Origin of the sequence: Streptomyces palmae (genome assembly GCF_004684805.1) — a bacterium.
In the GTDB taxonomy this organism is placed as follows: domain Bacteria; phylum Actinomycetota; class Actinomycetes; order Streptomycetales; family Streptomycetaceae; genus Streptomyces; species Streptomyces palmae.
The window spans coordinates 18,423-44,083 of the sequence record NZ_SRID01000001.1 but is presented as its reverse complement, the minus strand read 5'-3'; the positions used below and the strand labels follow the sequence as shown (position 1 = coordinate 44,083).

The 25,661-nt window shown below is 67.7% G+C and carries 13 protein-coding genes and 2 pseudogenes; 4 read left to right on the top strand and 11 right to left on the bottom strand.

Going from position 1 to position 25,661, the window contains the following annotated elements; translation table 11 throughout:
- The first annotated feature begins 409 nt into the window (after window positions 1–409).
- Complete coding sequence (locus tag E4099_RS00155) at window positions 410–1,063, top strand: IS5 family transposase (protein ID WP_342451889.1); 654 nt, start codon at window positions 410–412, stop codon at window positions 1,061–1,063.
- Here the strand turns inward: E4099_RS00155 and E4099_RS00150 are convergent.
- The 9 genes from E4099_RS00150 to E4099_RS00105 form a co-directional block, all read right to left on the bottom strand.
- Window positions 1,055–1,321, bottom strand: coding sequence for a hypothetical protein (locus tag E4099_RS00150; protein WP_135336796.1), 267 nt, complete (start codon window positions 1,319–1,321; stop codon window positions 1,055–1,057). The two genes, E4099_RS00155 and E4099_RS00150, sit on opposite strands and share 9 nt — an antisense overlap.
- A 669-nt stretch (window positions 1,322–1,990) precedes the next feature.
- Window positions 1,991–3,337, bottom strand: a complete 1,347-nt coding sequence (locus E4099_RS00145; RefSeq protein WP_135336795.1) for a hypothetical protein — start codon at window positions 3,335–3,337, stop codon at window positions 1,991–1,993.
- A 30-nt stretch (window positions 3,338–3,367) separates the two neighbouring features.
- A complete protein-coding gene (locus E4099_RS32720) occupies window positions 3,368–6,316 on the bottom strand; it encodes a hypothetical protein (protein ID WP_167828240.1) in 2,949 nt (982 codons plus the stop codon).
- Window positions 6,317–6,357: 41 nt separating this feature from the next.
- Complete coding sequence (locus tag E4099_RS00135; protein WP_135336794.1) at window positions 6,358–9,876, bottom strand: hypothetical protein; 3,519 nt, start codon at window positions 9,874–9,876, stop codon at window positions 6,358–6,360.
- Window positions 9,876–12,098: a hypothetical protein gene (locus E4099_RS00130; RefSeq protein WP_135336793.1), complete on the bottom strand. Its 2,223-nt coding sequence runs from the start codon at window positions 12,096–12,098 to the stop codon at window positions 9,876–9,878. The genes E4099_RS00135 and E4099_RS00130 overlap by 1 nt, the downstream gene beginning before the upstream one ends.
- Window positions 12,099–12,106: 8 nt before the next feature.
- Complete coding sequence (locus E4099_RS00125; RefSeq protein ID WP_135336792.1) at window positions 12,107–14,923, bottom strand: DUF6603 domain-containing protein; 2,817 nt, start codon at window positions 14,921–14,923, stop codon at window positions 12,107–12,109.
- Between the two features lie 343 nt (window positions 14,924–15,266).
- Window positions 15,267–16,196, bottom strand: coding sequence for a hypothetical protein (locus E4099_RS00115; protein ID WP_167828238.1), 930 nt, complete (start codon window positions 16,194–16,196; stop codon window positions 15,267–15,269).
- A 76-nt stretch (window positions 16,197–16,272) separates the two neighbouring features.
- Complete coding sequence (locus tag E4099_RS00110; RefSeq protein WP_135336789.1) at window positions 16,273–17,856, bottom strand: L-threonylcarbamoyladenylate synthase; 1,584 nt, start codon at window positions 17,854–17,856, stop codon at window positions 16,273–16,275.
- A 14-nt stretch (window positions 17,857–17,870) separates the two neighbouring features.
- A complete protein-coding gene (locus E4099_RS00105) occupies window positions 17,871–19,994 on the bottom strand; it encodes a hypothetical protein (RefSeq protein WP_135336788.1) in 2,124 nt (707 codons plus the stop codon).
- 654 nt (window positions 19,995–20,648) lie between these two features.
- Between E4099_RS00105 and E4099_RS00100 the strand changes: the two genes are divergently transcribed.
- Entirely contained in the window at window positions 20,649–20,972 is a 324-nt protein-coding gene (locus E4099_RS00100; RefSeq protein WP_135336787.1) for a hypothetical protein, read from the top strand.
- Between the two features lie 379 nt (window positions 20,973–21,351).
- A pseudogene (locus E4099_RS35110) lies at window positions 21,352–22,270 on the top strand (IS110 family RNA-guided transposase); the annotation flags it as partial.
- A 527-nt stretch (window positions 22,271–22,797) separates the two neighbouring features.
- Here the strand turns inward: E4099_RS35110 and E4099_RS00090 are convergent.
- Complete coding sequence (locus E4099_RS00090; RefSeq protein ID WP_135336786.1) at window positions 22,798–25,131, bottom strand: ATP-binding protein; 2,334 nt, start codon at window positions 25,129–25,131, stop codon at window positions 22,798–22,800.
- A gap of 216 nt (window positions 25,132–25,347) precedes the next feature.
- Here E4099_RS00090 and E4099_RS35105 point away from each other — a divergent pair.
- Window positions 25,348–25,497, top strand: a pseudogene (locus tag E4099_RS35105) (hypothetical protein); the annotation flags it as partial.
- 16 nt (window positions 25,498–25,513) lie between these two features.
- On the opposite strand, the gene E4099_RS34750 reads toward E4099_RS35105, so the two are convergent.
- Window positions 25,514–25,645: a hypothetical protein gene (locus E4099_RS34750; protein WP_280923461.1), complete on the bottom strand. Its 132-nt coding sequence runs from the start codon at window positions 25,643–25,645 to the stop codon at window positions 25,514–25,516.
- Window positions 25,646–25,661: the final 16 nt, after the last annotated feature.

Here is a 25,661-nt window from a genome sequence, read left to right as displayed (position 1 = left end):
TCTCCCGAGACGATGTTCGCTACGGGATACGCGCGCCCCACCGCGTGTGTTGAAACGACGGGAAGAAAAATGGCGGCCGCCCGGAAACTCCGCACCCGCTCCTGCCGTACCGGCCGCGACGCCGGGCGGATCGCGGCGGCACCGGGGGCACCCCCGGCTCGCCGTCCCGCGCGATGCACCTGGGGGCCGGCCGGCCGGGCGGTGGAGCCCCTGTCCGACCCCGGCTCACCAAAAAGAACATATGCATGCCAACAACGGTCGCATGCCCCGCCCCCGCCTTGGCGTGCGCACATGCGCGCACATGTGCGTACCGCATGCGCACCAAAAATGCCCCCTGAACCCGCGTTCCACAGCTTAGAGGGCATCTGATCTGGATAGCTGGTAGTTCAGGGTGATTTTGTGACTGCCAGTGTGGGTGGTCGTTGAACGAGGTGTGAGTGATCGTCGCCCGTATCGCAGTGATGTCTCCGATGCCCGCTGGGCCTTGATGGAACCGGTCTTCACAGCCTGGCGGGCCAGCCGGACCGGCCCCGGCACGGCAGCCCGGGCCCACGATTTGCGGGAGATCGTGAACGCGATCCTCTACGTCAATCGCACCGGGATTCCGTGGGAGTACCTGCCGCACGACTTCCCGCCGGACAAGACCGTCTACGACTACTACGCCAAGTGGGAGACGGACGGAACCACCGAGCGGGTCCACGATCTGCTGCGGGACAGGAGCCGCCGGGCGAACGCCCGGACAGCGGAGCCGTCCGCGGCCGTGGTGGACGCGCAGAGCGTGAAGACTTCGGGCAATGTGGCCGAGGCCAGTCAAGGAATCGATGCCGGCAAGAAGATCAAAGGGCGCAAGCGCCACCTGATCACCGACACCCTCGGCCTGATCCTGACCGTCCTGGTCACCGCCGCCTCCGTCCACGACTCCGCCGGCGGCAAGCAGGCGCTGACCGAGCTGGCGGCGGCCCATCCGAGCGTGACCAAGGTGTGGGCCGACGGCGGTTGGAGAACACGGAATGGCCGACCGCCCATGGCTTGGGCGGTCGGCTGCAATACCTCGTCAGCGTAGGCGGCGGATCTTGAGGTAGATCAGCCCGCTTCGGTCGAAACAGAGGGGCGCCGGGGCGGCGATCAGAACTTGGGCGGGGATTGAGTCCGGCCGCACTGCGGACATGACGATCAGGCCGGCCAAAAGCACGGTACCGAAGCGGAGTCGCACATGAAGAACGCTCTCCGTAGTGGTTTGCAGAAGACTTGAGATCGGAATGCTAACCTCTGGCACCGCCGGAAGGCTCTTAGCGAGCTTTCGGTGAACGTGCTGGATCATGGCTTCTCCTTGGGGCATGCGCAGATCCGGCACGCAAGGAGGGGCTTCGAGGCAGACGCCAATCGATCTCGGAGCCCCTTTTTACGTGCCTACTGGGACACTAGGCCCATTGGCCGAGCAGCAGGAACTGCTGATATTCGTGAAAACGGAACGGGGAACTCCAATATGTCGCTTCACTACCGCCACCGCCCTGTCACACCCAAGCCAAGTTCGGAACAAAAGAATCAAGAATGGAGCGAAGCGATCACACGCACCGCGAAAGATCGCCTGCCATCACGAAAGCCCACTCGCGGTATCCATCACCCCATCACTCTTTAGAGTGAAGTCGTCCCTCCCCTGCCAGCCCCTCGGGTCCGGCATGAAGGTCGTCCCCGCACCTGCGGGAGTCGCTCTGTCGGCGTGCTGCCACTCGGTCGGCGGCGGCATTCGTCAACCGGCGCGGTCCGCGGTGAGCGGCGGTCGCGCCGGGTCGGCGCCCTGGTCCTTGTCGTGCTCGCCCACGACTCCATCGCCTTCCGGGCTGGCGGGACCGGCCAGGGCGTGCCGGTGGCCGTTCAGTCGGCTTTGAGGACCTGGCTGAGCAGGGCCCGCATACGGTGACATTGCACGAATGTGCCGCATGCTATTTCGCAAACCTGTGCTGAACGTTTTGCTGCCGGCGTCGCTGGATCAGGTACGTCCCGCGTCCTCCGGCCACTCCACCTCCCAGTTGAAAACTGATGGACCATTCATCCTTTTAAGGTTCCCGCGCGAATCTATGGTCAGGTCGAACACCCGACGCGCTTCCGAAACCACCAGCGTAGTGTAATGAAGCTGGAGGGAAGAGCGGAGTGGCCTCCCGGCATCCTCCCAGGGTTTCTCATAAAGATACCCGGATTCCCATGGGAATTGGATCACAGCATCGGGCTTTCGGTCGTAAACCCATCGATAGGAGTTGACGGTGGGCGTAATTCCCAATATTTTATCGCTGCTCTTGCCCGGCACTGGCCCTAGTTTGCCAATGGCGTTTGCCTGGGATTTGAACTCTGCGTGCTTTCCTCCACGGAACAGGTGATTGCATAGGTCATTGTCGGAACGGAAAGTGCAGGCGTGATCGATGCCGCTGGCGAAGTGTGTTCCCTTGAGTGCCGGAATCGCCTGCTCGATAAGTTTCGGTTTCTCGACTGCCGGGATCGACAGCCCTTCCCTTCCCGCCTTCACCGGCACGCAGTACTTCCCGTAACACAAGTAACGGGGCGCGGATATCGAACCACCCTTGCCTACCGCAATGGAGCAGTCGGGCACTGGATACAGGTAGGGGACGCCGTGCCAGTAGGTTCGGATCAACGCGGCGCCTACGGTGACCGTGGCAGCCTTCACGTCACATGTGACATACCGGTCGCCGCGGAAAAGGTATCCCTTTGTCGTTCCCGGAATGTGAATGGCGGCGTCGATGCCGCTTTCGATGAGTGGCACCTTACTGCTGCCATTCAGCTTCCATTCATCGGCGATGTCCTCGGGGTCTCCGAATTGTGGTGCGTCTGTGTCGGCCTTCGTCAGCTTGACGCACTTCTTCCCCTTGAACAGCCAGACGGTGCTCTCTCCGTTCGGCAGAGCGGCATCGAAACCATTCTTGAATCCCTCCGGGACTCCCGACCACATGGAGGTGATGCGCTTCTTCTCCTTATCCACGCGGTCGTTGGCGAAGTCGAACCGCATCACCTGGTCACCGCGGGTGACCCAGCATACGCCCTTCTTGCTGTCGTAGTCGGGGAAGACGGTGTCGAAGCCGGATTTGAAATCACCAAGATTCCGGTACGCCGACAGAGCGAAATCCACCGAAGGAAACCCTCTTTGGGGGCCCGCTACCCACCACTGAGGGGTTCCGTTCACCACTTTGGCAAGTCCAGCGGTACCGTTCTGCACGAGAGCCACCAGGCCCTCTACCACCAGATTCTTCTTGTTACCCGGGTCGTACACCATCGCCTTCTTCAGGCTGAACGCATGGTCTACGCGTGCGGAACCAGTCGCTCCCATGACTTTTATCTCCTTCTCGCTTCTCTTTCTCTAACGGCCCTGTCCCAACGGTATCCAGACCAGCTTTGCTTCGCGACTTCCATCGCCGATACTTCCACCACTGTGACTGGTGGCGGGGAGGATGGCCAGCGTGGCCCCTTTGGGGACGGGCAGGAAGAAGTTGTCGAAGAAGCACTTTGCGGCATCAGAATTGAGTCCCCACGGTGCCGGGGGCTTGGCCGAATACACCTCCGCCCTGTACAGCTCCTTATTGGATCGGGACACGGTGGCGACGACTTTACTGCCGCCCGTCGAAGTGTCCTTGATCCATCCTGTGAGGAACCCGTCCGTCGTCACGGTTTTGCTGGCCTGGCCGGTGAAACCGTAGGAGATCTTCTCTGGGGGGCCGATCATGGCGGCGCCGCCTGTGAGGTCGAGTGTGGAGAAGACGGCGTCGGGGTTGGTGATGGTCACGGTCGCGGTCAGGGCTGCTAGGAGTCTGCCTTGGCCGTCCGGTTTCTCGGTGGCACGGAGGGCGAAGGCCGTGTCCTGGGTGAGTCCCTGTACGGTGTGTTCCTTTTTCCCCGTGACCTTCTCGTTGACGGTCGCGCCTCGGTGGTCGCGGTAGGTCAGCGTCAGGTGGGTGTTCGGAACCGCGTCCCACCGCAGGGTCACCGGTTCCTGGCTGGCGATGCTCAGCCGATCGGGACGGAAGCTGGAGATGGGGGGAGCGGTGGTCGCCCCCTCCGGCGCGGGTGCCTCGGCCGTGTCGGAGGACGCCTCGACGAGTTCGGTGCTCTCCGGCCGCTGGTTCGAGTTGAGACCTCCCAGCCCGAAGGGGAGCCAGCTCGCCGTCGTGGTCAAGGTGCTACTGGTGGGTGTCCGGGCGACTGTGACGGACGCGCCCTTCGCTATGGGGAGGGCGAATCCGGCAGGCAGTCCGTCGCCGTCCTCCGGGAGCACGGCCAGCGCTTTGGCCTCGTACTCAAGTGTCCCGCCGGGAGGTGTCACTTTCGCGGTGACGGTCGTGGGTTCTTTGGCCTTCTCGCATTTCGCGGAGACGACCAGCAGGCCGTCAGTATTCGCCTTGCCGCTGAAATTCTCCTTTTCCAACGACGGCCTGAACACCTGGGGCACCTTCATGAGGGTGCAGCTCTCGACTACGGTAAGGTTGCGTGCCGTCAGGTCGGGATCGGTGACGGTGACCGTGGTCGTCAGGGTGTTGAGCTCCGCTTTCGTCGTTGTGTCGTAAGCGGTCAGATAGACGGGGGTGGTCCGGTACAAGGGCCCGACCTTCTTCTCGTACTCCCCTGATTGCACCGGCTCGTCGTGCCCAGCCCACTGGACGCGGTACTCCACTCCGCTGAGATATGTGGTCTTCCAACGAACTGTTGTGGTGCCACCGTTGCGCACCGCACGGTCGTCGGGGGCGAAGTCGCGCATGTTCAGGCCGGGGCGGACCTTGCGCACCGGAAGGTACACCGACACGCCCTTCTTCTTCTCACGTGTCTCGTAAATCTCCAGTTTTGCCGTATCCTCCGGCGTGTTCACGGTGATGCCGGAGAGAGTCAGGGTTGCGGGGGTGTGATAGAAGACCTTCTTCCGCGTCGGCTTGGCAACGTATTCGCCCGCCTGGGTACCTTTCCTGAAAGACTGCCATGTGCTGCTGGGTTTGATCGATTCGGCCGTGTCAGGTTTCGTGAGGTGCTCTTTACCGGTGCCCACGGGCACGTTGACCGTCACGGTGTCACAGGTGATGCTCGGATCGAGAGCGTCCACCCGGATGTCGATCTTTCCGTCGGGTGAGTTAGTGATGTCGAGGGCAGTCGGATGATAGTAGTACTGCAGTAGCGATGGAAGGTTTCCGACATCAGCCTCTGTCGTGTCGGCGGCCTCTGTGGCGAGCTGAGGCTTGGGAATTCCGTGGCTTCCCATAGGCAGCCAGTACAGCCGGCCCGTCGACGGTTTACCGCCTCGCCGGTTGATGAGGAACTTGGATCCGGCGGGCACGGGAACGCACATGAAGGTGGGAAACTGCGGCGTCTCACCCGTCTTGTGGGCGGTACGTCGCTGCGAGTGGGAGAGGGAGCCTTTGCGGTGGACGTCGACGAACACCTCCACAGTGGGCAGTGGAGCGCGCCGGTCGTCGCCCGCGTAGTGCGGTTGCAGCATCAGCAGTCCGTCGGTGGGGGCGACAGCGCCGAAGCGGTCCTCGTAAGTGTATTGGTACGCCTGTACGGACCCCAGGATGCCGGCGGTCGACTGGACCTGTATTTGCCCCACCGCGACGTCGGGCTTCTCGACCGTGACATGAATGCTCTGGTTGTAGTGGACCGGCCCCTGCCCGGTTTCAGTGGCCGACGCGGCGACCATGAAGGTGGTGGCGGAGCGGAGGTTCTTGGCAGTGGTCTTGCAGGTTCCGTCTTTGCAGGTGATCTGCTCAGAGGGGATTACACCGTCGATTCCGTAGTAGACGGTGTAGCTTGCGTCCGCTCTCCCTTTCCAGCTCAGGACGGTGTCGTCTCCGCGGGTGACGTGCTGCGGTTTCGCCTCCAGGGCCGTGAAGGTCACCTTGGGGGAGATCTTCTCGTAACGGACCGCGGCGGTTTTGACGCTGGGTTTCCCGCTACCGGTGGCAGTCTCCTCGTCCACGGAGACGGTGACCGGGTGGTGCTTGGGGTGGACGGTGATGTTCTTCCACTTGAAGCTGGTGGTCTCCTTCATCGTGCCGTTGGGGAGGGCCACGAATTCCCCCGGCTTCCCCTCGACCGGTTTGACGCTCCAGCCGGTGGGCTCGACCGGCAGCAGGCCCTTGTCCTGCACCGCCTTCAGCGTGGTGAGGCATTCCGGGCCGTCACCCACAGGGAAGCGGAAGTGCAGCTTGCTGCAGGTGACCTCCGGCTTCTTGTGGACGTCGATGCGGACCAAAGCTCCCTTGGTGTCGCAGGTCAGCGGTATGGGGTCGGTGAAGGGCGTGTAGGTGAGCAGATGGTTGGTCATGGCAGCTCCCTTGTTCAGGGGCGGGTCGTCATCGTGGTGCCTCACCGCTCGTTGCGGTGCCGCAGGTGCAGGAAGCCGTCGCGGGCCGCGGGGCGCCCGCTGTCGGGGGTCGCGTCGCTGAGGTGGGCGGAGTTGTCGAGAGGGTGGATGCCGAACTCGGCCCAGGCCGGGCTCCGGTCGGCGCGGGGCTCGGTCCATGACCACTGGCCGGTCCAGGCGGCCGGCTGCGGCATGCTCAGCTCTCCGGCGTGGACCAGCCCCGCGAGCATGGGATTGAGCTGGAAGAACGCCTGCTCGTTGTGGAGGAACGGTTCTGTGAAGAAGGAGGGAAGGGTGAGCGCGACGGTCGGCACCACATCCGTGGTGGCGTGGGCCGCGGCGAAAGGGTCGGCGAGCAGCGTCACCCGTGCGTCCAGGGGCCAGTCCGGCGCATTGCCCACCTCAGGCGGCGGAGTGAAGGTGACCTGGACGTTATTGTCGGTGCCGGCGCCGGACAGGTAGCCGTCGCTGTCCTGGGGGGGATCGTCCACGACGTAGAGCCGGGAGTAGTCGCGGCCATGGAAGTATCCGACGAGGCCGTCGGAGAGCAGGGGCATTGAACCCAGCCGGACAGGGAAGCGGGCCGCGGTAAAGGGCGGCTTGCCGTCCACCGGCGGGGTGATCGTGTTCCAGTGCGGGTCGATCACCGGTGGGCCGGCGAGTTCGCCGCGGAGCCTGGCCCTGAGCAGGGCGAGGGGGCGGCCCAGGAGAAGGGTCAGATTCGCCTCGTGCCCGGTGGTGCCCGATGCGGTGGTCCAAGCGGCGTTGTCGATGCAGGCGATCAGCGCGGTGAGGGCGTCGTGCGACTGCTTCCTCAACCGGTTTACGAATGCGTGCAGATGGGGATCGGTGCTCTCATTGATATCCGGGGCGAAGGGCAGGTTCCGCCAGCTGACCTCCCGGGTGCCCTGGGGGGAGACGATCGAGCTCAGCTCCCCCAGCGGGGTGCCGTTCGCATGGTGGACGAGGAGGGAGTTGGCGAGCCGGTTGACCAGGAGCCAGCCGATCACCGGAGTGGGTTGGTCCGCGAGATCGGTCATCGGGTCCACCGGGCGCGTGTCGTCGTGGGCGCTGAGATGGTCGAAGCGCAGGCGGGCGTGCTGGAGCAGCCGGGGCGGCAACTCGAAGTACTTCTTCCGCCCATCGGTGATGAGCGGGTCGTCCGGCTTCAGCGCTCGGGATATCGCCAGCTGCCGGCTTCTGTGGTTGTTCGGCGTGATCACGTGCTGCGCGCGCCCGAAGCGGTCCACCACGGTCAGCCGGGTGATGATCGCCTGGGCGGCGCGCAGCGGCTGGAACGTGCGGGACGCGTCGCAGTCCGGAATGGTGCGGTGCGCGTCGGTGACCAGGTCCGCGATCTCGGGGCGTTCCACCGTGTCGTAGCCGTGTGGCATGGCGTGGGTGGGATCCCCGCGGAGCAGCAGCCAGTCGTGCAGGCCTTTGAGCGTCTGGGACAGGAGGTCCGTGCATCCCAGCGCGTACGCCGTGTCGCGTATGCGTTGCCGCTGTTCCCCGGCCAGACCGTCGCTGTAGTGCTCCAGTTGTCCTTGCAGCACCTGAGGGACCTGGTCGCTGAGGAAAGCGCGGCCGGAGAACTCCCTGACGGGCGGCCGGATGATCGCGGACTCCTCCTCCTTCTTCTTCCAGGTGAAGGTGCCGTCGGGCCGCAGGTGCCAGCTCCCCTGCTGTCCGGCGGGGTATGGCAGGGCGTACACGTTGACGGTCCACAGCAGGTACAGCGGTGACCAGGGCTGAGCCGTCCAGCGTTGTGTGAGCGCCGGCATGGTGCCGTCCGCGAGGTCGGCCTTGGCGCACAGCTCTTCCAGGAGTGTGGGATAGGTCTGGGGCGCGGAGGACTTCTCGTGGCAGGCGCGGTGCAGCAGGAGCAGCTCCTTGCAGACGTCGGCCGCCGCGGGGTGACCGGGTCCGATGGCCGGCAGCTTGTCCCAGCCGCTTGTCGGGAACGTGGGCGACACCCACTTTCCCTTGATTGAAATGCGTTTAACCAGGGTGTCGGCGGTTCGGCACCGCAGAGGTCCGGTTTCCACGTGTTCCCCGCGGCCGCGGGAGCCGCACAGCAGGACCACGGGGTCGCTCGGCTGGTGGTGGTATCCGCGAGGAAGCCGCCGAAGAACACCGGGGAGCGGCAGGTGTGCCATGTCTTCCCCAACCGGCAGGGTTTCGCGCAGCTGCTTGACGCGCTGCGCCCGTGAGGTCACCTGGCCGGCGACGGTGGTGCCAACCGTCGGGTCGAGCTGCTTCTTGATCTTCTCCTGTTCGGTCTTGTGCTTGTCGGTGGGGAGGTTCGCCATCCACCACAGGTGATAGAGGTGAGTCTGGAAAGCAGCCAGGTTCACCTGCGCTTCCTGGAGCTGCTCCTCGATGGCGTTCAACTTCCTGACGTCGTCCGCCGTGATGCGGTCTCGGGCGGTGGACCCCGCCGCGGGCGCTGTACCCCATGCGGGAGCTTCCTCCTCGGCGTACTTCCAGGCGTGTCCCGCCGGTGTGTTGGTGAACCACTCGTCGTGCAGCCGGTGCCGTGCTCCTTCGGTCGCGCCGAACGCATCCAGTTCTCCTAGCAGGCCGTGCTGGAGTGCCGTCAGCAGGTGTGCCTCGTCGGTGCTGCCATGTCCCAACTCATCGCACAGCGCTTGGAGGGCGTCGCTGGCGCTGTTGCCCAGCGCCGCCTTGACCACGTTCTCACCGTCGGGGGTGCGGTCCGGCGGGGCGTTCTTCCGGTCCCACGGCAGTGCGAGAGCGGTACCGGTGAACACCGAGCGGCTGGGCTCGGTGCCCTGCGGAGCCTGCCACCCCAGCTCGGGCGGGGTGTACCGGCCGAGGATGTCGTCATCTGCGGAGGAGTACCAACCCGCCACCGCGTAACTGACGCTGGCCGGCTTCTCCGGGGCGATGTCGAGGAGCCGGTCGTGCAGGGAGAACACGTGGGTGTTGAACGGCTGGAAGACGGCGAAGGCCGGCAGCGCAGGCCCCACAGCGGTCAGGAACTGCTCCTCGTCCTCGCGCGGCTCCGTCCAGCTCTGCGCGCTCAGCCGGACGGCTTTCCCGATCCACCGGGGCGCCTGGAGACGCCCCTCGTCGTCGAGGGTCGCGTAACGAGCGGCTTCCCGGTCCGGGTCCACGTCATGGTCGAAGTCGTCCTCCTCGCGTACGCTGTCGCTCTCCACGACCCAGGCGGCAGCGGCCGTACCGCCGCCCTCGACGGCCGCGTGCCGGGCCACCAGCCACCGGTTGGGTACCAGGGGGAACACCGGGCGGCCGGTACGCGGGTCGGGGCGGGAGCGGCGCAGTGCCTCGGGCAGCAGCCAGTGCAGCCATATGCCGTCGTCATCCGCCGTCATCTTGGCGTTGTCCTCGTACGGCGGCGGCTCAGCACCGATGCGCTTGGTCAGCATGTCGTCGAAGTCGGGGCGCCAGCGGAGTATGGGGTCCTTGCGCTTGGCAGTGAGCGTGACGCGGGCTTCCACGGACATCGGGACCAGCAGGGTCGAGGCCGCGGTCATCATGTGCCTCCCGGCGGGTGGAAGGTGAACTGATACGGGGCGTTGAAGAGCTGAACGGCGAGGTCGGCGGGCCCGAATGGCGGAAGGCTTCCGGCCGTCTTCTCAAGCTCGGCCTTCAGCTGTGCGGTGAGGCAGGTGATGTCGAAGACGCAGCGGCCAGGGCACCTCAGGTAGGTCGTGACGTTGACCAGCTTCTTGTCCGGCCACAGCGTGCCGCAGCCCTCGCCCCGGGGGTTTCGCAGAGTCAGTGTGTCGCCGCTGTCGAAGCCGAAGTGCAGCCCCTGAGGCGGCTCGCGCAGCACCACCTTGTCCGGGACGTCCGCGTACAGGCACAGCAGGACATCTTCGGCGAGCTGGTCGCGCCGTATCGCCGGTACGGGCTTGTAGACGTTCGGGACTTTCGTCTTGCTCTGGGCTTCGATCACCAGGTCGGGCCACCCGGAGACCAGCGCCGACCGCAGCAGCAGGCCGGCCTGCGGCACGACGGGCTCGTCGTCGGGGTCCAGAGCGGCTTCGTCCGCCAGGGCGTCGGTCATGGTGGCCGCCCCCACGGACCGTGCCCCGCTCTCCAGCGCGTCGATCCAGTCCTGGTCGACGTGGAAGAACCGCAGGCTTTCCGGCGGCAGCATGTCGGCGTCGGGCACCAGGTAGGGGAACGGTACGGGCCCCAGCAGGCGCAGACGCTCCAGCCAGGCGTTCATGGCCAGCAGGTCCTGGTCGTCCTCACTCTGCGCCTGGCGTACGGCGCGGATGAGATGGGCGCCGTGTCCGCTCACCAGCTCTGCGGGCCGTGTCGGCGGCGCGGCCTGAGACGGGGGGGCTGGCTCGTGGCCGGCCGGCGCCTCCGCGAGACGAGTGGCCAGGTTCTCCACCGAGCCGTCGGAACACAGCGACAGGAGCCGCTGGGGCCACGGCGCGGGAATCTCCGGGGCGCGGTCGCCGGTCCGCTCCCGGGCGGTGGCCACGGTGCGGGCCAGCAGGTTCTGACAGCTGTTACGCCACCGCACCAGAGCGGCGATGTAGTCGGCATCGGCCATGGCGGCCGCCCGGCCGAGTGTCCAGGCGCAGGCGTAGCTGAGGTCGAAGACCCCGTGGGCAGGGAGGTACGCGGACAGGTGGTCGCTGGTGAGGGACGGAGCCTTGCTCCTGATGGGCAGGGGCTGGGGGATGACCGGTGACAGCGGGCCCCGGTACCACGCGAAGGACTCTTCACCGGATGCCAGCCGGTGCGCCACCGGCACGTATCCGTGACAGAGGCGCCGGCGCACCTCCCGGGTGGCCGTGTCACTGTGTTCGTCGGGTGGTGGGACGGGCCGCCGCAGCAGCAGGTCGTCCCTGGTCTGCTGCTTGGTCTTCTTGTTCTCCTTCAGGACCAGGCCGCGGGCAAGTGAGGGGAAGTGCGCGGTGCTGGAGCGGCCCGCGTTGTGGAAGGTCCACGACCACAGCGAGATGAGACGTACCCGTTCGATGCCGTCTTCCACACTGCCGGTGAGACGGGTGCCGTGGCCTTCGAGGGAGACCAGGTGGGCGACGAAGGAACCGGTCTGCCGTGCCAGGCGGCTGGAGAGCACGACGCCGTAGTGGCCGGCCTGCAGCCGTTCCCCGTGTACTGGCTCGATGAGCAGTCTCGGTTCGGCGTCGCGTACATGGCTGAGGTACCGGAGTTCGTCGGCGCGTGGCACCACGTCGGTGAAGGCTTCGCGGGTCACGTCGATGGTCCGGCAGGCCACGGCCTTCTCCTGTGTGGAGAGGGTAAGCGTCGGTGCGGCAACGTTCTTCTCGGTGCTGGGGTCGTGCAGCGTCCCCGCGGTCCGTGCGGTGGTCTCTCCTTGGGCTTGCGGGTCGTCGGCGATCTCGTTGTCGCGCAGGATCAGCAACGCCATCCACGGCTTGTCGTCGTCCCCGGTGATGCCGATACGGCGCAGCCACGGCAGGCTCGGCAGGTTCAGCGTCACGTGGGGCAGGAGATCGGTGAAGTCGCCCGTGGCGCCGGGAGCGGGGGTGACGGCGTGTACGAGAGCAGGTTCCAGGGTGAACCGAGGTGCGACGACGGTGAACTCCTGCCGCAGTGCCTTGAAGTAGGCGCCTCCGTCGACTGGTTTCCCGTTGTCGCACAGGTTCTGTTCGACGGTGACACAGTATTCGCCGCCTTTGAGGCCTGGCTGCAGGTTGTCATGGAAGGTGAGGTCCAGCGGTTCCTCGGAGAGATGGGACGTCTTCACGGCACAACCTATGAGGAGCGGGGGGTCAGGGGTGGGTCGGTGAAGGAGGTGGCGGCGAGTTGCCCGTATGCGGTGAGGGGCGGGTTGTCCAAGGGGCGCTTGGCGTCGCCCTCGCCATGGACCATGACGCCTGCGCCCGCGTCGGCCAGCGCCTGCAGCAGGCCACCGCGGGCGGTGACGACGGACGTGTCCTTGATCTTGGTGACGTCTTGCACCGCGGTGCTCTTGATGTCCAGTACCGTCCCGGTGGGCGTGCGGTCGCCCAGCGGTGTGCGGGCCTTCTCGTCGCGCTTGCCGGGGACGAGGTCCACTTCCTTGTGGCTGAGGGCGTGCGGGGTGATGACGCCGGGGCTGGGCCCTCGCGAGGGTGTGGGGGCGGTCACCTCCAGACCGGTCAGCTGGTCTGTCAGCAAATTCAGTTCCCTGCCCGCCGTCTTCGGATCGCCCCACAGGGCTTCGGGAACCGCGCCGGTGACGGGTGCGCACCCCCATCCGGCGCCCGCGAGATCCACGACCTGCTGGTTGTGGTGAACGGTGAGCTTGTGCCGTGAGTCGAGGCCCGTGCGTTTCATGGGCCGGATCCGGGTCTTCTCCCGTGCCCGGCGCAGGGTCGTCTCGCCACTGGGGCCGGCAACCGCCAGTTCGGTGGCGGGCGCGGTGGCGTTGGTGGTGAAGCACAGGCCGTCCGGCGCGACCCGCCACTTCTTCTCCGGCGCCTCGGTGGAGGGGTCGGTGAGGAGTCCGGCCATGGGTGTCACGGCCACCGGCGGCGGCAGCTGCCGCTGGACCTCCGCCCATGGCGTGGGCTTGTGCGGATCGGCGGCAGGGGAGCCGAAGGGGACGGTGAAGGAGACCGGTCCCGCCTTGACGCGTGCGGTCCCACCGAACGGATCGCCCCACACATGGCAGTCGGCGCCCACCTCCGCGTTCACCGACAGGTGTAGCGGCCCTACGCCCACCTCGGCGCGCACGCCCACGCGCACCTTCACATCGAAGGTGTAGCGGGGCGGGTTGGTCCACTGAAGGTAGCCGTCGAAGGCGGCCTGGAACCACGCCTGCACGCCGCCGAGCTGGTACGTGACGCGAGCACCAGCGCCGAGCATCAGCGACCCGGGGGTGACGGCCAGGTACGCGGTGGCACTGATGGACACCGCGTGCGAGACGCTCCACCGGGCTCCGAGCCGGGGCACCCGCGGATAGTGGTCCGGGACCGGGTAGGTCGGGTGGTACCCCCCGAGGGTGATGGCGAAGTCACCACTGCGGTCCAGGCCCCGCCCCGGTTCCGGCGGGCTCCACACGTACACGGCCAGGCCACCGGTCAGGGCGAACGAGGGATGCAGGATGTAGGAGTTCTCGGTGAGCTGCGCGGTGAACGACAGCAGCCCCGTCACGCGCTGGTACAGCGCCCGCATCGCCACCTCTATCTGCGCGTACACCCCCGCGCCCGCGGCGGCGCGGGTTGGGAAGGACGCCTTGAGCAGGGCGAACACGCCGACGTTGAGGTCGTTGCCGAACTCCACCAGAGCCAGCGCCCGGCCGGAGAGGAACTCGAACGAGGTGAACTGCAGGCCCACAGCCACCCAGTTCTGCCCGACCGCCGGAGTCAGCCAGCGCTCGCCGCTGAGCTTCTTGGACATCTGCGCGGGCTTCAAAGCACGCATCTTCGGGTCGTGCAGGCTGGCGACCAACGGGAACTGATGCACCTGCGACGGCTCGGGCACTCGCACGGAGGAGTTGTAGCCACCGCCCAGCATCGCCCCGGTGACCCGGAACGGCGGAGGTCCGATGCCCCCACCGGCCGACTCCAGGGTGCCGAAGGCGCTCAGGGACCACAGGTTTTTGCCGCGCGCCATCTGTCCCAGCAGCATCCCGGTCGCGGTGGGCAGCTTGACCAGCAGCGCGCCGTCGTACTGGTCGGTGAAGCCGGAGTCCTTGGGCGGTGTGCCGCGGACCAGTGCACCGTGCACCTCCACCGCTCCGACGCCAACCGCGAGCCCCAGACCGCGAAGGGTGGGAGCTATGGTCCCACCACTGGTCAGTGGCACCACCAGCCCGAGCCCCTGGGCCTCCACCTCCACCCCGGCGATCCGCATGGAGGCGTCCACGCCGAGGCCGACACTCAGGGGCGATGCCATCAGCTCCACCGTGGCCGCGCGCACGTGCAGCGGGCCCACCGACCGGTCCACGGTCAGCCGCGCACCGCCTTCGGCACCCGAGTCGTCCGAGTTGGCGTCCGAGGCGATGGGCACGGCCGCGGGCAGGCCGGTGATCTCGCCCTGCCGGGGATACAGGTCCGCTACCGACCGCTGCCGGCGCTTCGATTTGTCCAGCACGAGGCGGTGGACCTCTGTGCCCACCAGTACAGTGATCTCGGAACCGACTCCCTTGGCCACGTCGGTGCGGGGTACCAGGTCCTGCCCCGGGCCCTTTCCGTACCAGGTGTGCCACGCCTTCAGATCCTTGGCCTCCACCTTGGCGTTCGCGTGACGGGCCGCCAGACCGCTGACGCCGACGTCCTGGCCGGCCGGCAACACGCCCTTGACCAGGTCGACGGCGGAGAGACGGGCGTCCAGCGCCAGCCGCATCTGTGCCAAGCGCCACTTGCCCGCGCCGGCCAGCACCGCGTCGGCGCCACGGGTGCCACCGACGTACACCAGCCAACCGCCTTTGCCATGCGTCAACGTGACCTTCTTCATTCGTGGCAGGGCGGACAGTGGCTGCACTTTCTCGGTGGGCACGCCGAGGGCTTTGAACAGGTCCACGACACCGACCCCGCTACCGGTGTCGGTGTAGGTGACGCTCAGGCGGATACCGGCACTGGTCATCGGCACGGTGAACTCCTGGGCAACGGCATCGGCTTTGCTCCGGATGCTTGCGGTCGGTGTGTGGCAGACGGCTTCGCCGGGGCCGACACGAGTGTTTACCGCATGTCGGGCAGATCCCGGGATCAGAGGCCCACGACGCCCTCGTCCGGGCCTGCGTCATGTCGCGCGGCCGCCGGAAGCCCATCCTGGGGGGTAATTCCGGAACCGAGCGCCGTCAGTGTGGACGGGCACCGCTCATGCTCTCGATCCCCGCCCTCTCCAGCGTAACCAAGCACCGCGTCACACGCAGCCTGGCTGGAGAAAGACCCACAGCACCTACCGGTGCCGTGTGGCAGGCTGCCGATCAGGGTTTCTTGGCGAACGCCGGATAGGCCGGTTTGATGTCCTCTGGTCGACCGAACGGGTGACGCGGTCCTCCCTGCCTCTGGTATTCGCTCTTACCCTCCCATTGATCCTTTTCCAGTTTGACGAAGTTCACGGACCCGGGACCGTATCTGCTAGGGGAGGACTTGGTGTCCACCGGGGCCCAATATCCGATGAGCCCCACGAAGCGCTTCTGGGATCGCTCGTACGGATCGTAGAGGACCTCGTCGTTGAAGCGCTCGTTGGTCTTGATATCAAGGCCGATGTCATGAACCAGCTCCGCACGTTCACCCGGCCCCAGTTTGAGCCGGGTGAACTTGACCTTGATGGCCTGCAGGATGCGGTGGGGAGGGATGTGGTAGACGGCGTCCCACTCCGTCGCCTCGCCGGCCAATTGGTAGGCTCGACCTCCGACCAAGTGTCTGCGACGCTCATCCCTGAGGTTCTCCTCGATGCTGATGTAATACTGATCCGGCTTGATCACGTACAGCCAAATCTCGACCCAGCCCGCCTTCTTCCTGTCCTCGAAAGGTTTTTGCACCTTCTTGAGCACAGAAAATTCCCGCTTGAGGAGCTTGGCGAGCTCCTTCAGCTCCTTTTCAGGAGTCAGGCTCATCTTCTGACGGGACTCCTTGTCTTCTATCTGAGCCCGGATGTCATCCCATCGGATGTCCAGTTGTCTTAGCTTGAGGTCGATGTCCCATGCCTTCTCAAGTTCTTTCTTCTTGACCTTCCAGCTGATGAACATGTTCATGGCCGTCGCGACGTCGGACGCGGTACTGATGAATCCACTGATGCGTTGATAACCGCTGAAGTCGGCCACATGCCGGCACAAGTCGAGGCCGGTTCCCCAGGCCCAGAACCCGTCTTTGAAGATCTCTTCCGGGGAGCGCAGGTCGAAGCGGAACACATGTGGCGGCAGGGGGCGTTGAAGGTACGGGAGGATGGGGTGCTTGGGAAGTCCATTTGACATGGGTGCGGTGTTCCTATTTCTTGGGCGGCTGGATTCCGAGGTGCCGTGCGAGGCGGGCAACAGGCAGCCCGCCTGAGCTCTCGTAGGAGAAATCCACGACCTTCCCGTCCTTGCCGGATGCGTACGTGCCGGTGAGCTGGACGGGGAAGGAATCCGGGAAACTGACGTCGTCGATCAACAGGACCGCGCCCAGTGCCGTGTCCCCCGAGGACCTCTTCGCCGTCATGCCGAGGTGGAGGTCCGGTCCCCCCAGGGACACCGTCGCGTCGCACATGGCGGTGAACTCACGGGACGTGAACGAGTACAGGACGCTCAGGGTGTCCACGTCCAGGTCGAAGCCCAGCCATTTGCCCACGGCGGCGATGTCCGCGTCGTTCACGGTGCCGTGGAACACCCACCCCGCAGCGCCGCTGGGGGTGGGGTGGGCCAGCCTCAGGACCGTCACGGTGAGGTAGGTCTCGCCGATGGCCACCGTGCCGGTGCCGGTCACGACCACGCCTTCGCTGTCGCGACCTGACGCTTCCACTGTCAGCTCGTGCAGCTGCACCGTATCCGCTACCTTCCATGGCCCCGAATGACGGCATCCGAGTGACCAGGTCTTGCCCTTCAGGTCGGCCGTGCCGTACACATACACGCCCTTGCCCTCCAGGGACAGCCCGGTCTCCTCCCACTGATCCGTCGCCTTGGCCGGCAGGACTTCCTTCATGGCGGCATTGTCAAGGTAGGCAGCGAAGGACAGCCCCAGCTCGGGCACGGTCGCCGCGACGGTGACCGTGTTCCCGCCAAGGGAGACGGCGGCGGTCAAGGACGCCGATACCTCGGGCCTGGCCGTCGGGGCGGCGGGGAATGCGACACTGAAGCCGAGCCGTACGGCTTTCAAGTCGAGAAGCGGCACGGCGCTGTTCACAGACCAGTCCGGGCTCTGGACCTGGATGGTTACGGCGCGCAGGCGCCGGCGGCGCGCATCGACGACGAACTGCAGGGCCGCCAGACGCAATCCGCCGGCAAGGGGCACCGCCTGGGGGACGGTGAACGTGCACGCGTTCAGCCTCGGCAAGCCCGCCAGCTCCTTCAGCTCCTTCAGCTTCGCCGGCTGCTGGCCATGGCGGGAGGTCAGTACGGTGCCGTGGGGCTGGTGGGAGAGATCGAGGACGAATCGGGTGCCGCCGGGAACGCTGAGCGGCAGTTCGACACGCGAGGAGGACGAGCCGCTGACCTGTGCGGTGACCACCGCGGTGGGCGATGGCCCGAGCGCCTTGTGTTCGTACAGGGCCTCGCGGACCGGGCGCAGGTCGTCACGGCGTTCGGGATCGCTGTAGGTCCAGTCGGGGAGGGGCAGACGGAGCGTCGTCGACGTGACCGGGTCCCCGGTGAAGTGCAGTTCCGTCTGCACCGTGCCCTGCTGCGGCAGCTTCATGGTCCCCTTGACCACGAGGGTGTCCGTGCCGCTGGTGGTGACGCCGGTCGCCACCACGTTCTCGTCACCGCTGAGATGGTCCCACACTCCGGCGAAGGACGCCCCGAGCTTGTGCGCCGGCAGGCGCAGGACACTGTCGGTGATGTGGTTCCGGATCTCCTGGTGCGTGGGGCCGCTCATCGCGATCCTCCTGTTCAGGACGGCGGCTCGGGAAACGTCAGCGTGGTGCCGGCCAGCCGAGCGCGCACGGTGGTCCGCGGCAGCGATCCCGGTGCGACCGGGACCGCGGCGACACGCCGGGCGCCGCCCACGCCGCCGAGTGGACGGCCGGCGTGGGTCAGCGGCAGTGGGATGGGGTTGCCGGCCGGTGCCGACCATGGCCACTGGCCCGCCGCGTGCCGGTCGGGCCGGCCCGTGATGACCGTGATGTCGGCGGGGGAGCCGAAGATCCGCGCGTTGGCCGTGGTCGTGCACAGGGCGGCGACTGTCCGCGCCGCCGCCGCGCTGGCGTCGGACGTCAGCACCAGACGCAGTCGGCCGAGGGCCACCATGAGCACGGCGCTGCCGCCGGTACTGTCCGCCCCGAGGTTGGCGCCCAGGACGTACAGGGCGGCCGGCCCCAGGACGGCGAAAGGCTGGTCCGGCTGGCTGAGCCCGGCGGGAAAGGCACATGCGCCGGAAGCAGTCAGCCAGGTCGAGATGACGCCGCCTCCGTGCACCGGGGCCTTGCTGCCCGTCAGTGGCCCGGCGTAGTGGACAGACTGGATCTTCATGCCCTTGGTGACGGCGGGCAGCAGGTTGAAACGGCGTGCGGCGCCGCTGGTGATGATCACTTGGTCCAGCACACGGCTGCCCCCGGAGACGGGCAGTCGGTCAAGGAGAGCACGCAGCCGCTTCTGCTGGGTCTTCGCCGTCGCGGGCCCGCCGGAGCAGCCGCCGTCGATGAGCACCGACCGGGTACGACCGCCGGCTGTATCGGGTATGAGCAGCAGGTGATAGTCAGTGTCGTGGTCACCGGGCAGATACAGCTCCAGTCGCAGGGGCTTCGGCTCGGCCCTGCCGCCACGCGGAGCTTCCTCGCCGCCGTCCGCACGCGCCGTGCGCGCGACCCCCGGGTCGCCGACCACCACATCCAGTTCCGTTGGAAGCGGCCCCGCGTCGCGTTCCAGATACAGGGCCAGCTCAGCCTTCAGCAGCGCACTCGGCTGCGATCCGCTCTTGTCTCCTGTGAAGAATGCCTTAACCAGCGCCCAGATGTTGCTCTGGTACCTCAGCGCCCCCTTGGCCTGGTCAGCCTCACGGCTCTCGCAGCAGAAAACGTTGTACTGGACCTGCTCCGCCAGCTCCTTTCGCTTCCCGCCCTTGGGCTCCTTGAGGTCGTCGGCGCTCAGGCCCCTCTCGACGGCTGTGATCGTGTCCGTCACCATCCGTGCCAGGAACTCCGTGTACGCCTCGTCGACCTGGTCTCCTCCGACGGTCAGATCGCCACCCCGCTGCAGTCCGCTGCCCCGGCGGGAGTGCGCGTGCATGAATTCGTGGGCCAGCAGGTGCCGACGGGCCTTCGCATGGTTGTTCGCACGCAGCGTCAGCTGGTATTCCACCTTCGTCGGCGGATCGTCGCCACGGATGTCTTCGATGAGGGCGACGGTCCGGGCACGGCTCCCAGCCGGGTTGGGAGTGCCCGGCGGCGGATTGAACTGCACGCCGCCGGCCTCCAGTTTGCTGCGCAGGTCCTTCGCCTTCTTCTCGTCGTCCAGCGCGCCGATTTCCTCCGGCTTGACGAGGTCCTCCAGCCGGATGCCGGCGGGCTGGGCAGGCCGGATTTCGAGCAGGCGGCCCAGCCCCGTCTCGCCCAGGTAACGGATTCGCCGGGCCATGTCGGGTATCACCGCAGGAGCGGTGATACCCAGAGAGTTTGAGCATGCCGCGAACACCACCCGGAAACCCTCTGTCAGCATGGCGACTTCGTCGGGGGTCGACGGCTTCCGGTAACCGGCGACGGCCTGAGCCACCACCGACCAGTACCACTCCGGCCGTCCCTCCGCTACCCACACCTCTTCCTGCCCGTCCACAGGGACGTACCAGTAGGGCTTGGTATCCCACGACACAGTGGAGCCAAATTTCGGAACGTCCTTCCCCTGAGGATCCTTGGAGGTTTTATAATTCTGCTTCCCCTCGGAGAACGTCGACGCTTCTTGGACGTACCGCTTGAACTTGGGGTCCGGGAACGTGCCCCGATCCAGTACGTCCCCCTTCTTCCGGCCTATTCCCGGCCTGGAGGAGCGGGCGTCATCATCGGCGAATGCGCCATTTCCCATCGTCTCTCTCCGGCGTCTGTCGTCGGGTCAGTAGCGCCACGGGCAGCGAGCTGGTCACATCGGATACGGAAATATGTGGTCCCACTCGGCTCGGGGAGACGGCAGTCGGGGCATCAGCTCGAACAACCGGCAAGCCGGCGTGTGCTGCCCACGAGAACGGCACAGCCCTCTTCAGCCTAGAGCCGAGTCGGCTTGAACGCATCTCCCCCCAGCCTCGCCCCGGCCACCTCGCACGCGGTGCAGCACCGGGGGCCGGCCCAGCGGAAGCGGAATCTGTAGATACAGCCGTTGTGGTGGCGGCGAGCGCGGGCACGGCCAGGAGCGCGTTGGCTACAGTGCGAAAGTGAACTCGTTCCGTTTGCCGCGGCGAGACGATCGGAGTCGGCGAAGTCGGTGCGTGCACTGTATCCAGCAAAACCAGCTCCGGAAGCCGAGCGGCCATCAAGGGATCGCCGGACACTTCCCGCACCGTGGCAGGTTGTAGTTGGACCTGAACATTCTCTGAAGGTGACGAAGCCGGAGGCGGCCCTCATACTGGCAGATGAAGGTCATAGTCGGGTGTGGCCGCCGGCCCTGGCGCGACCCCGCTTCTGAGGAGCAGGACCCTGCAAAGGACTCCCGACGTCGACTCAGATATCCGAAGAGAGGCACACGGTGACGGGACACTACGTGCGCATCATGAACGAAAGCGACCAACACGTCTCATATGTCACACCCGACATCAAAGGCAGTGCCATTGCGGCACCCAAGAGGAAGACGAGACTCGCGACCAAAGTTCCGGATAAGCCGGAAGAGAAGTCCGGTATTCAAACGAAAAAGGGCCTGCTGTGGACCTGGGCCAGCGATGGACAGATCCAGGGCCAGTGGGAGTTCGACAGCTCCCCCCATGCTCTGCACCGCGTCGACAAGGACGGTCAGCACTTCGCTCTCAACGTGACCGCAGACGGCGCCGTTTCAGTATCCGAGGCCACACAGTAAGCGGCTGGAGTCCTTTGCTCTCCTGCCGCCGGGGCGGCCCGAGTGAGCCCTTCGGCCCCCTCCGGCGGACGGCTGGGCGCCGAGTCCCCCACTGCGGCCGCTGAGTCGATCTCCGTCCCCTGGGCGAGTGGGTATTCAGGACTGACAGTGAGGATGTGTGGTGGCTTCTCCGGTGGGTCTGACTCATGGACTGACCGACGCCGACTGGCTGTCCTCAAGGGGATTCGTCGGCCCGCTCGGGGAAGCCACCGCACGCGACCGGACGGGCGTCCGTGACCTCATAGGAGCTTGGTCCAGAAGCCCCATCACTGTCTTGTCCGCCCGCCCGGCCGGCGCGTGCCGCCCCACCGGAATCAGCGAGAGGACGGCAGTGACCAGCATGACGGACCAGACCATGGAAGTCACAGGCGGCGTCGACACCCACGGTGAGACCCACCACGCGGCGGTGGTCGACCGGATCGGCCGCCACCTGGCCGACCGCGAGTTCCCCGCCACCGGCACCGGATACCGCCAACTGCTCTCCTGGCTGCGCTCATTCGGCATGGTGACGGCCGTCGGGGTGGAAGGCACCGGCGCCTACGGCGCCGAGCTGGCCCGGACGCTGCGGCGGGCCGGACTGAAGGTCATTGAGGTCGACCGGCCCCACCGCAGGACACGCCGGATGAAGGCAAGTCCGATCCGATCGACGCCTATGCCGCCGCCGAGGCGGTCGCTTCCGGCCGGGCCACCGGCACGCCGAAGAGCCGGGACGGCATCGTCGAGGCGGTCCGCACCCTGCGGGTGGTACGCCGCTCAGCGGTGAAATCCCGCACCCAGGCCATCAACCAAGCCCGGCAGCTCCTGGTCACCGCACCGGAAGCCCTGCGGCCCAGCTGCGCGGGCTGACGACCGCCGCCCTGGTGAAGGCATGCGCCCGCCTCCGGCCGGGCACCGACCTCGCCGACCCCGCCCAGGCGGCCAAGGCCGCCCTGCGCCGCATGGGCCGACGGATCCTGGCCCTGACCGAGGAGATCGACGAGCTGGAGGCCGAACTGAAGCCGCTCACCACCCGGGCGGCCCCCGAGCTGCCGGCACTCAAAGGCATCGGAGCGGACGTGGCCGGGCAGCTCCTGGCCACCGCAGGCGACAATCCCGACCGCCTGAACTCCGAGGCCGCCTTCGCCCACCTCTGCGGCGCCGCCCCGATACCGGCATCCTCCGGACGCAGAGACCGTCACAGGCTCAACCGCGGCGGCGACCGCGCCGCCAACCACGCCCTGCACACCATCGTGCTCAGTCGCACGCGCTGTCGATCCCGACCCGGAGAGTGACCGGACCCTGCTCGTCGCCCTGGAGCAGGTCACCGGGCGGCATGCGGTGGTCCGGGTGTGGCGGACCCGGCCCCGCCGGGGACAGGGCGTGGCGGACCCCGCCGGGCCCGGCGTCCTCGTCCACCTCACCGCGACCGTGCCGGTCAGCTGACCCTGGTTAGGCTGTCGGTGCCGCTGGTTGTGGGCCGGGCGCACGTTCTCCGGAGGAGCGACCTGTGGCGTCATCGGTCTGTGTCTGCGACGACTACTTCACCTAGGCCCGGAGATTGAGCGTCCGCATCGCTGCGGTCTGCCACTCCACCACCTCCGCGATCGGCGGCGAGCGCCTGATGGAAGCCGGGTGACGCCATCTCGCGCCCGGCCGGTACGCGTCCAGGCCACCGCAGCATCCGCAGCGCTGGACCGTCAGGGACGCGACCGCCGGCACCAGCCGGCCAAGGGCGGACGGCCTCCCTCGCCTGCCGGGCCGAGAGTTGGCTGCCGTTGTGCGGTGCCCGGCGGGGTCAGCGGAGGGGTTATGCGGTCTCCAGGGCGGCCAGTTCGGCGGCGGCCTCGGTCTGGCGCGGGTGGTGGTGGGCGGTGAGCGTGCGCAGCGCACCGGCCACGGCCTCCTGCGCCTCCTCGATACGGCCGAGATGGTGTAGTACGTAGCCCAGTTCGAGCCGGGTGGGGCCGCTCCATGCCGGGATGTGCGAGGAGTCGAACGTCTCCAGGGCGTGTCGCATTGGTGCCTCGGCTTCCCGCCACCGGCCCAGGGCCGCGTAGTCGTTGCCGAGGTGGCGATCTGTCAGGGCGCGGTAGATGGCCAGGAGTTCGGTGGACTGGCCGGGGATGCCCTTCCGGCAGATCTCCAGGGCGCGCGTGTGGTGGACGAGAGCCTCCTCCGCGTCGCCGCGCCCGCGCAGGGTGTCGCCGAGCGTGTTGAGGGCCGTCACCTCGGCCAGGCGGCCCTTGGAGGAGGTGCTCTCCCGGAGGCAGTCGACCGACTCGCGCAGCCAGGCGACGGCCTCGTCGGTCCGGCCGAGTCTGCGCAGCGCCCCGGCGCCGTACCCCAGGGCCCAGCCCGTCTGGAGCCGGTCGCCGCACGCGCGGGCGACGGCCAGCGCGGAGCGGGCGCTGTCGAGCGCGGCCCGGTGGTCGTGGGCGCAGATGTTGTACGCCCAGGCGAGGTAGTTGAGGTGGGTGGCCTCTTCCCGGACGCTGCCCAGACGGCGGGCGGCTTCGACGGCGTACCGGAAGACGTCGACCCACTGCTCCCAGTGCTGGGTCAGGTCGGAGAACCAGTGCATCGCCTCCGCCGCGTCTAGGACCTCCCGGTGGCGGCCCGCCGCGGCGGCGTGGTGCAGGGCCGCGAGCCACTGGGCCCGTTCGGCCTCCAGCCAGGCACGGGCGTGGGCACGGCCGCGCGGGGCGGTGGCGGGGTCGGGGTCGCCTGCCGGGGTGCCGTGCTGTTCGGCGTCGAAGTGGAGCGCGGCGGCGGTTGCCCGGGCCAGCATCCACCGGGCGGTACGGTCCACGGCAGCTTCCCGATCATCGAGGTCGTCCTCGGCGGCGAGCCGCTCCGCCGCGAAGAGCGCCAGCAGGTCGTGGAAGCGGAAGCGCTCGGCCACAGGGTCGGACTGGAGGAGACCCCGGTCGCACAGCTCGTCCAGTCGGCGCGAGGCTTCGCCCGCGGGTACACCGGCCAGGAGGGCGGCGGTCTCGGGGCTGACGCCCCGGCCGGGGTCGGCGGCGAGGGCGCAGCGGCGCAGGACGAGCCGGGCGGTGGGATCGAGCTGCCGGTAGGACAGCGCGAACGCCGCCCGGACGCGCAGGTCCCCGGCCTGGAGGGTGTCGAGCCGGCGTTCCTCCCGGCGGAGCTGGGCGGCGAGTTTGGCGAGGCTCTCGTGCGGCCGGGCGGCGAGGCGCTGGCCCGCGATGCGCAGGGCCAGCGGCAGCCGCCCGCACAGGTCGGCGAGGTCGCGGGCCGCCAGGGGCTCGCGGGCGGCCCGCTCGGCTCCCACGACGCGGGACAGCAGCTTGACGGCCTCCTCGCGGCGCAGCAGCGGCAGCGCCACCCGGTGGACGCCCTCCAGCCCGGCGAGGGCACTGCGGCTGGTGAGCAGGGTGAGGCTCGGGCCGGAGGCGGGCAGGAGAAGGCGCACCTGCTCCTCGTCGGCCGCGTTGTCGAGGACCAGCAGGAGGCGGCGGCTCGCGGTGAGGGAGCGGAAGAGGCCCGAGCGGTCCTCCGCGCCCGGCGGGAGAGCACCTCCGGTCACGCCGAGGGCGCTCAGGAGCTGGGCCAGGGCGTCCGCGGGGCGGATCGGCTCGGGGTCCATGCCGCGCAGGTCCAGATAGAACTGCCCGTCGGGGAACCGGGGCGCGAGCTGGTGCGCGCAGTGCACGGCGAAGGCGGTCTTGCCGAGGCCCGGTGCGCCCGAGACGACGGCGACGGCGGCGACGGTGTGCTCCGGTGCCTGGCCGTACTCCAGCGGCGCGGCCAGGCGGCGCAGCGTGGCGAGGGCCGGGGCCCTGGCGGTGAAGTCGCGGGTGTCCCTGGGCAAGGGGAGGCATCCCGGCACGACGGGCCCCGGCCCCGGGTTCTCGGCGGATGCCGCGCGGATCCGGCGGGGGCGGCCCAGGGCGGCGCTCGCCTCCAGCTCCGCGGCCTGTTCCGGCGGGAGCCGCAGCGCCGTGGCGAGGGCCTGCACGGTACGGCGCTGCGGTCCCCGGGTGCGTCCGCGCTCCATGTTGGCCACGGCCCGCACGCTCACCCCCGCGGCATGGGCCAGCTCCTCCTGACTGAACCCGGCCCCTGTCCGCAGCCGCCGCAGCAGCTCCCCGAAGCCGTCGGGCTCCTCGCGCGTCATGGTCCGTCTCCCCCTTGCCCGTGCCTGGTCGGGGCACGTCGTTCCGGCAGAAGTATCACCGGCCGCGCTCCTGCCGGGTAAATCCGCCTGGTGATGGCTGCGGCCCGGTGGTGAATTCACCTGCGCGCCCAGGCGGCTGTATGTTCGGCCGCCGTGTCGCTCGTTCGGGTGGACCAGACGCCCGAACCGGCCGCCGCGCCGGTTCGTGGCACGGGTATGAGCAGCGATCAGCCCGGCACGAGCCGAGCCTCGTCGTCCTGGAACATCGCGGCCGCCGACGAGGTGACCGCCCGCACGGTGATGGACGCCCTGGACCGGTTGTGGGCGACGTCCGGCACCGGCCCGGTGCGGCGTGTGCCGGGTGAGCCGGGCGTGCGTGGTGTCAGGCGGCCTGCACCCAGTCGGCCCGGGCCCGGGTTGCTTCGGCCCACAGTCGCAGCAGGCGGGTGTACTCGGCAGCGCGCCGGGCGCTGGCCGGCGGCCCCATCATCAGTGGGCGTATCGCCGAGTCCACAACGTCAGCGCACGAC

Excerpts from the sequence above, each read along its gene's own strand:
- E4099_RS00090 (WP_135336786.1), bottom strand. The coding sequence starts at position 25,131 with ATGACGCGCGAGGAGCCCGACGGCTTCGGGGAGCTGCTGCGGCGGCTG.
- E4099_RS00145 (WP_135336795.1), bottom strand. The coding sequence starts at position 3,337 with ATGGGAGCGACTGGTTCCGCACGCGTAGACCATGCGTTCAGCCTGAAG.
- E4099_RS00125 (WP_135336792.1), bottom strand. The coding sequence starts at position 14,923 with ATGACCAGTGCCGGTATCCGCCTGAGCGTCACCTACACCGACACCGGT.
- E4099_RS00110 (WP_135336789.1), bottom strand. The coding sequence starts at position 17,856 with ATGAGCGGCCCCACGCACCAGGAGATCCGGAACCACATCACCGACAGT.
- E4099_RS00150 (WP_135336796.1), bottom strand. The coding sequence starts at position 1,321 with ATGATCCAGCACGTTCACCGAAAGCTCGCTAAGAGCCTTCCGGCGGTG.
- E4099_RS00135 (WP_135336794.1), bottom strand. The coding sequence starts at position 9,876 with ATGACCGCGGCCTCGACCCTGCTGGTCCCGATGTCCGTGGAAGCCCGC.
- E4099_RS32720 (WP_167828240.1), bottom strand. The coding sequence starts at position 6,316 with ATGACCAACCATCTGCTCACCTACACGCCCTTCACCGACCCCATACCG.
- E4099_RS00105 (WP_135336788.1), bottom strand. The coding sequence starts at position 19,994 with ATGGGAAATGGCGCATTCGCCGATGATGACGCCCGCTCCTCCAGGCCG.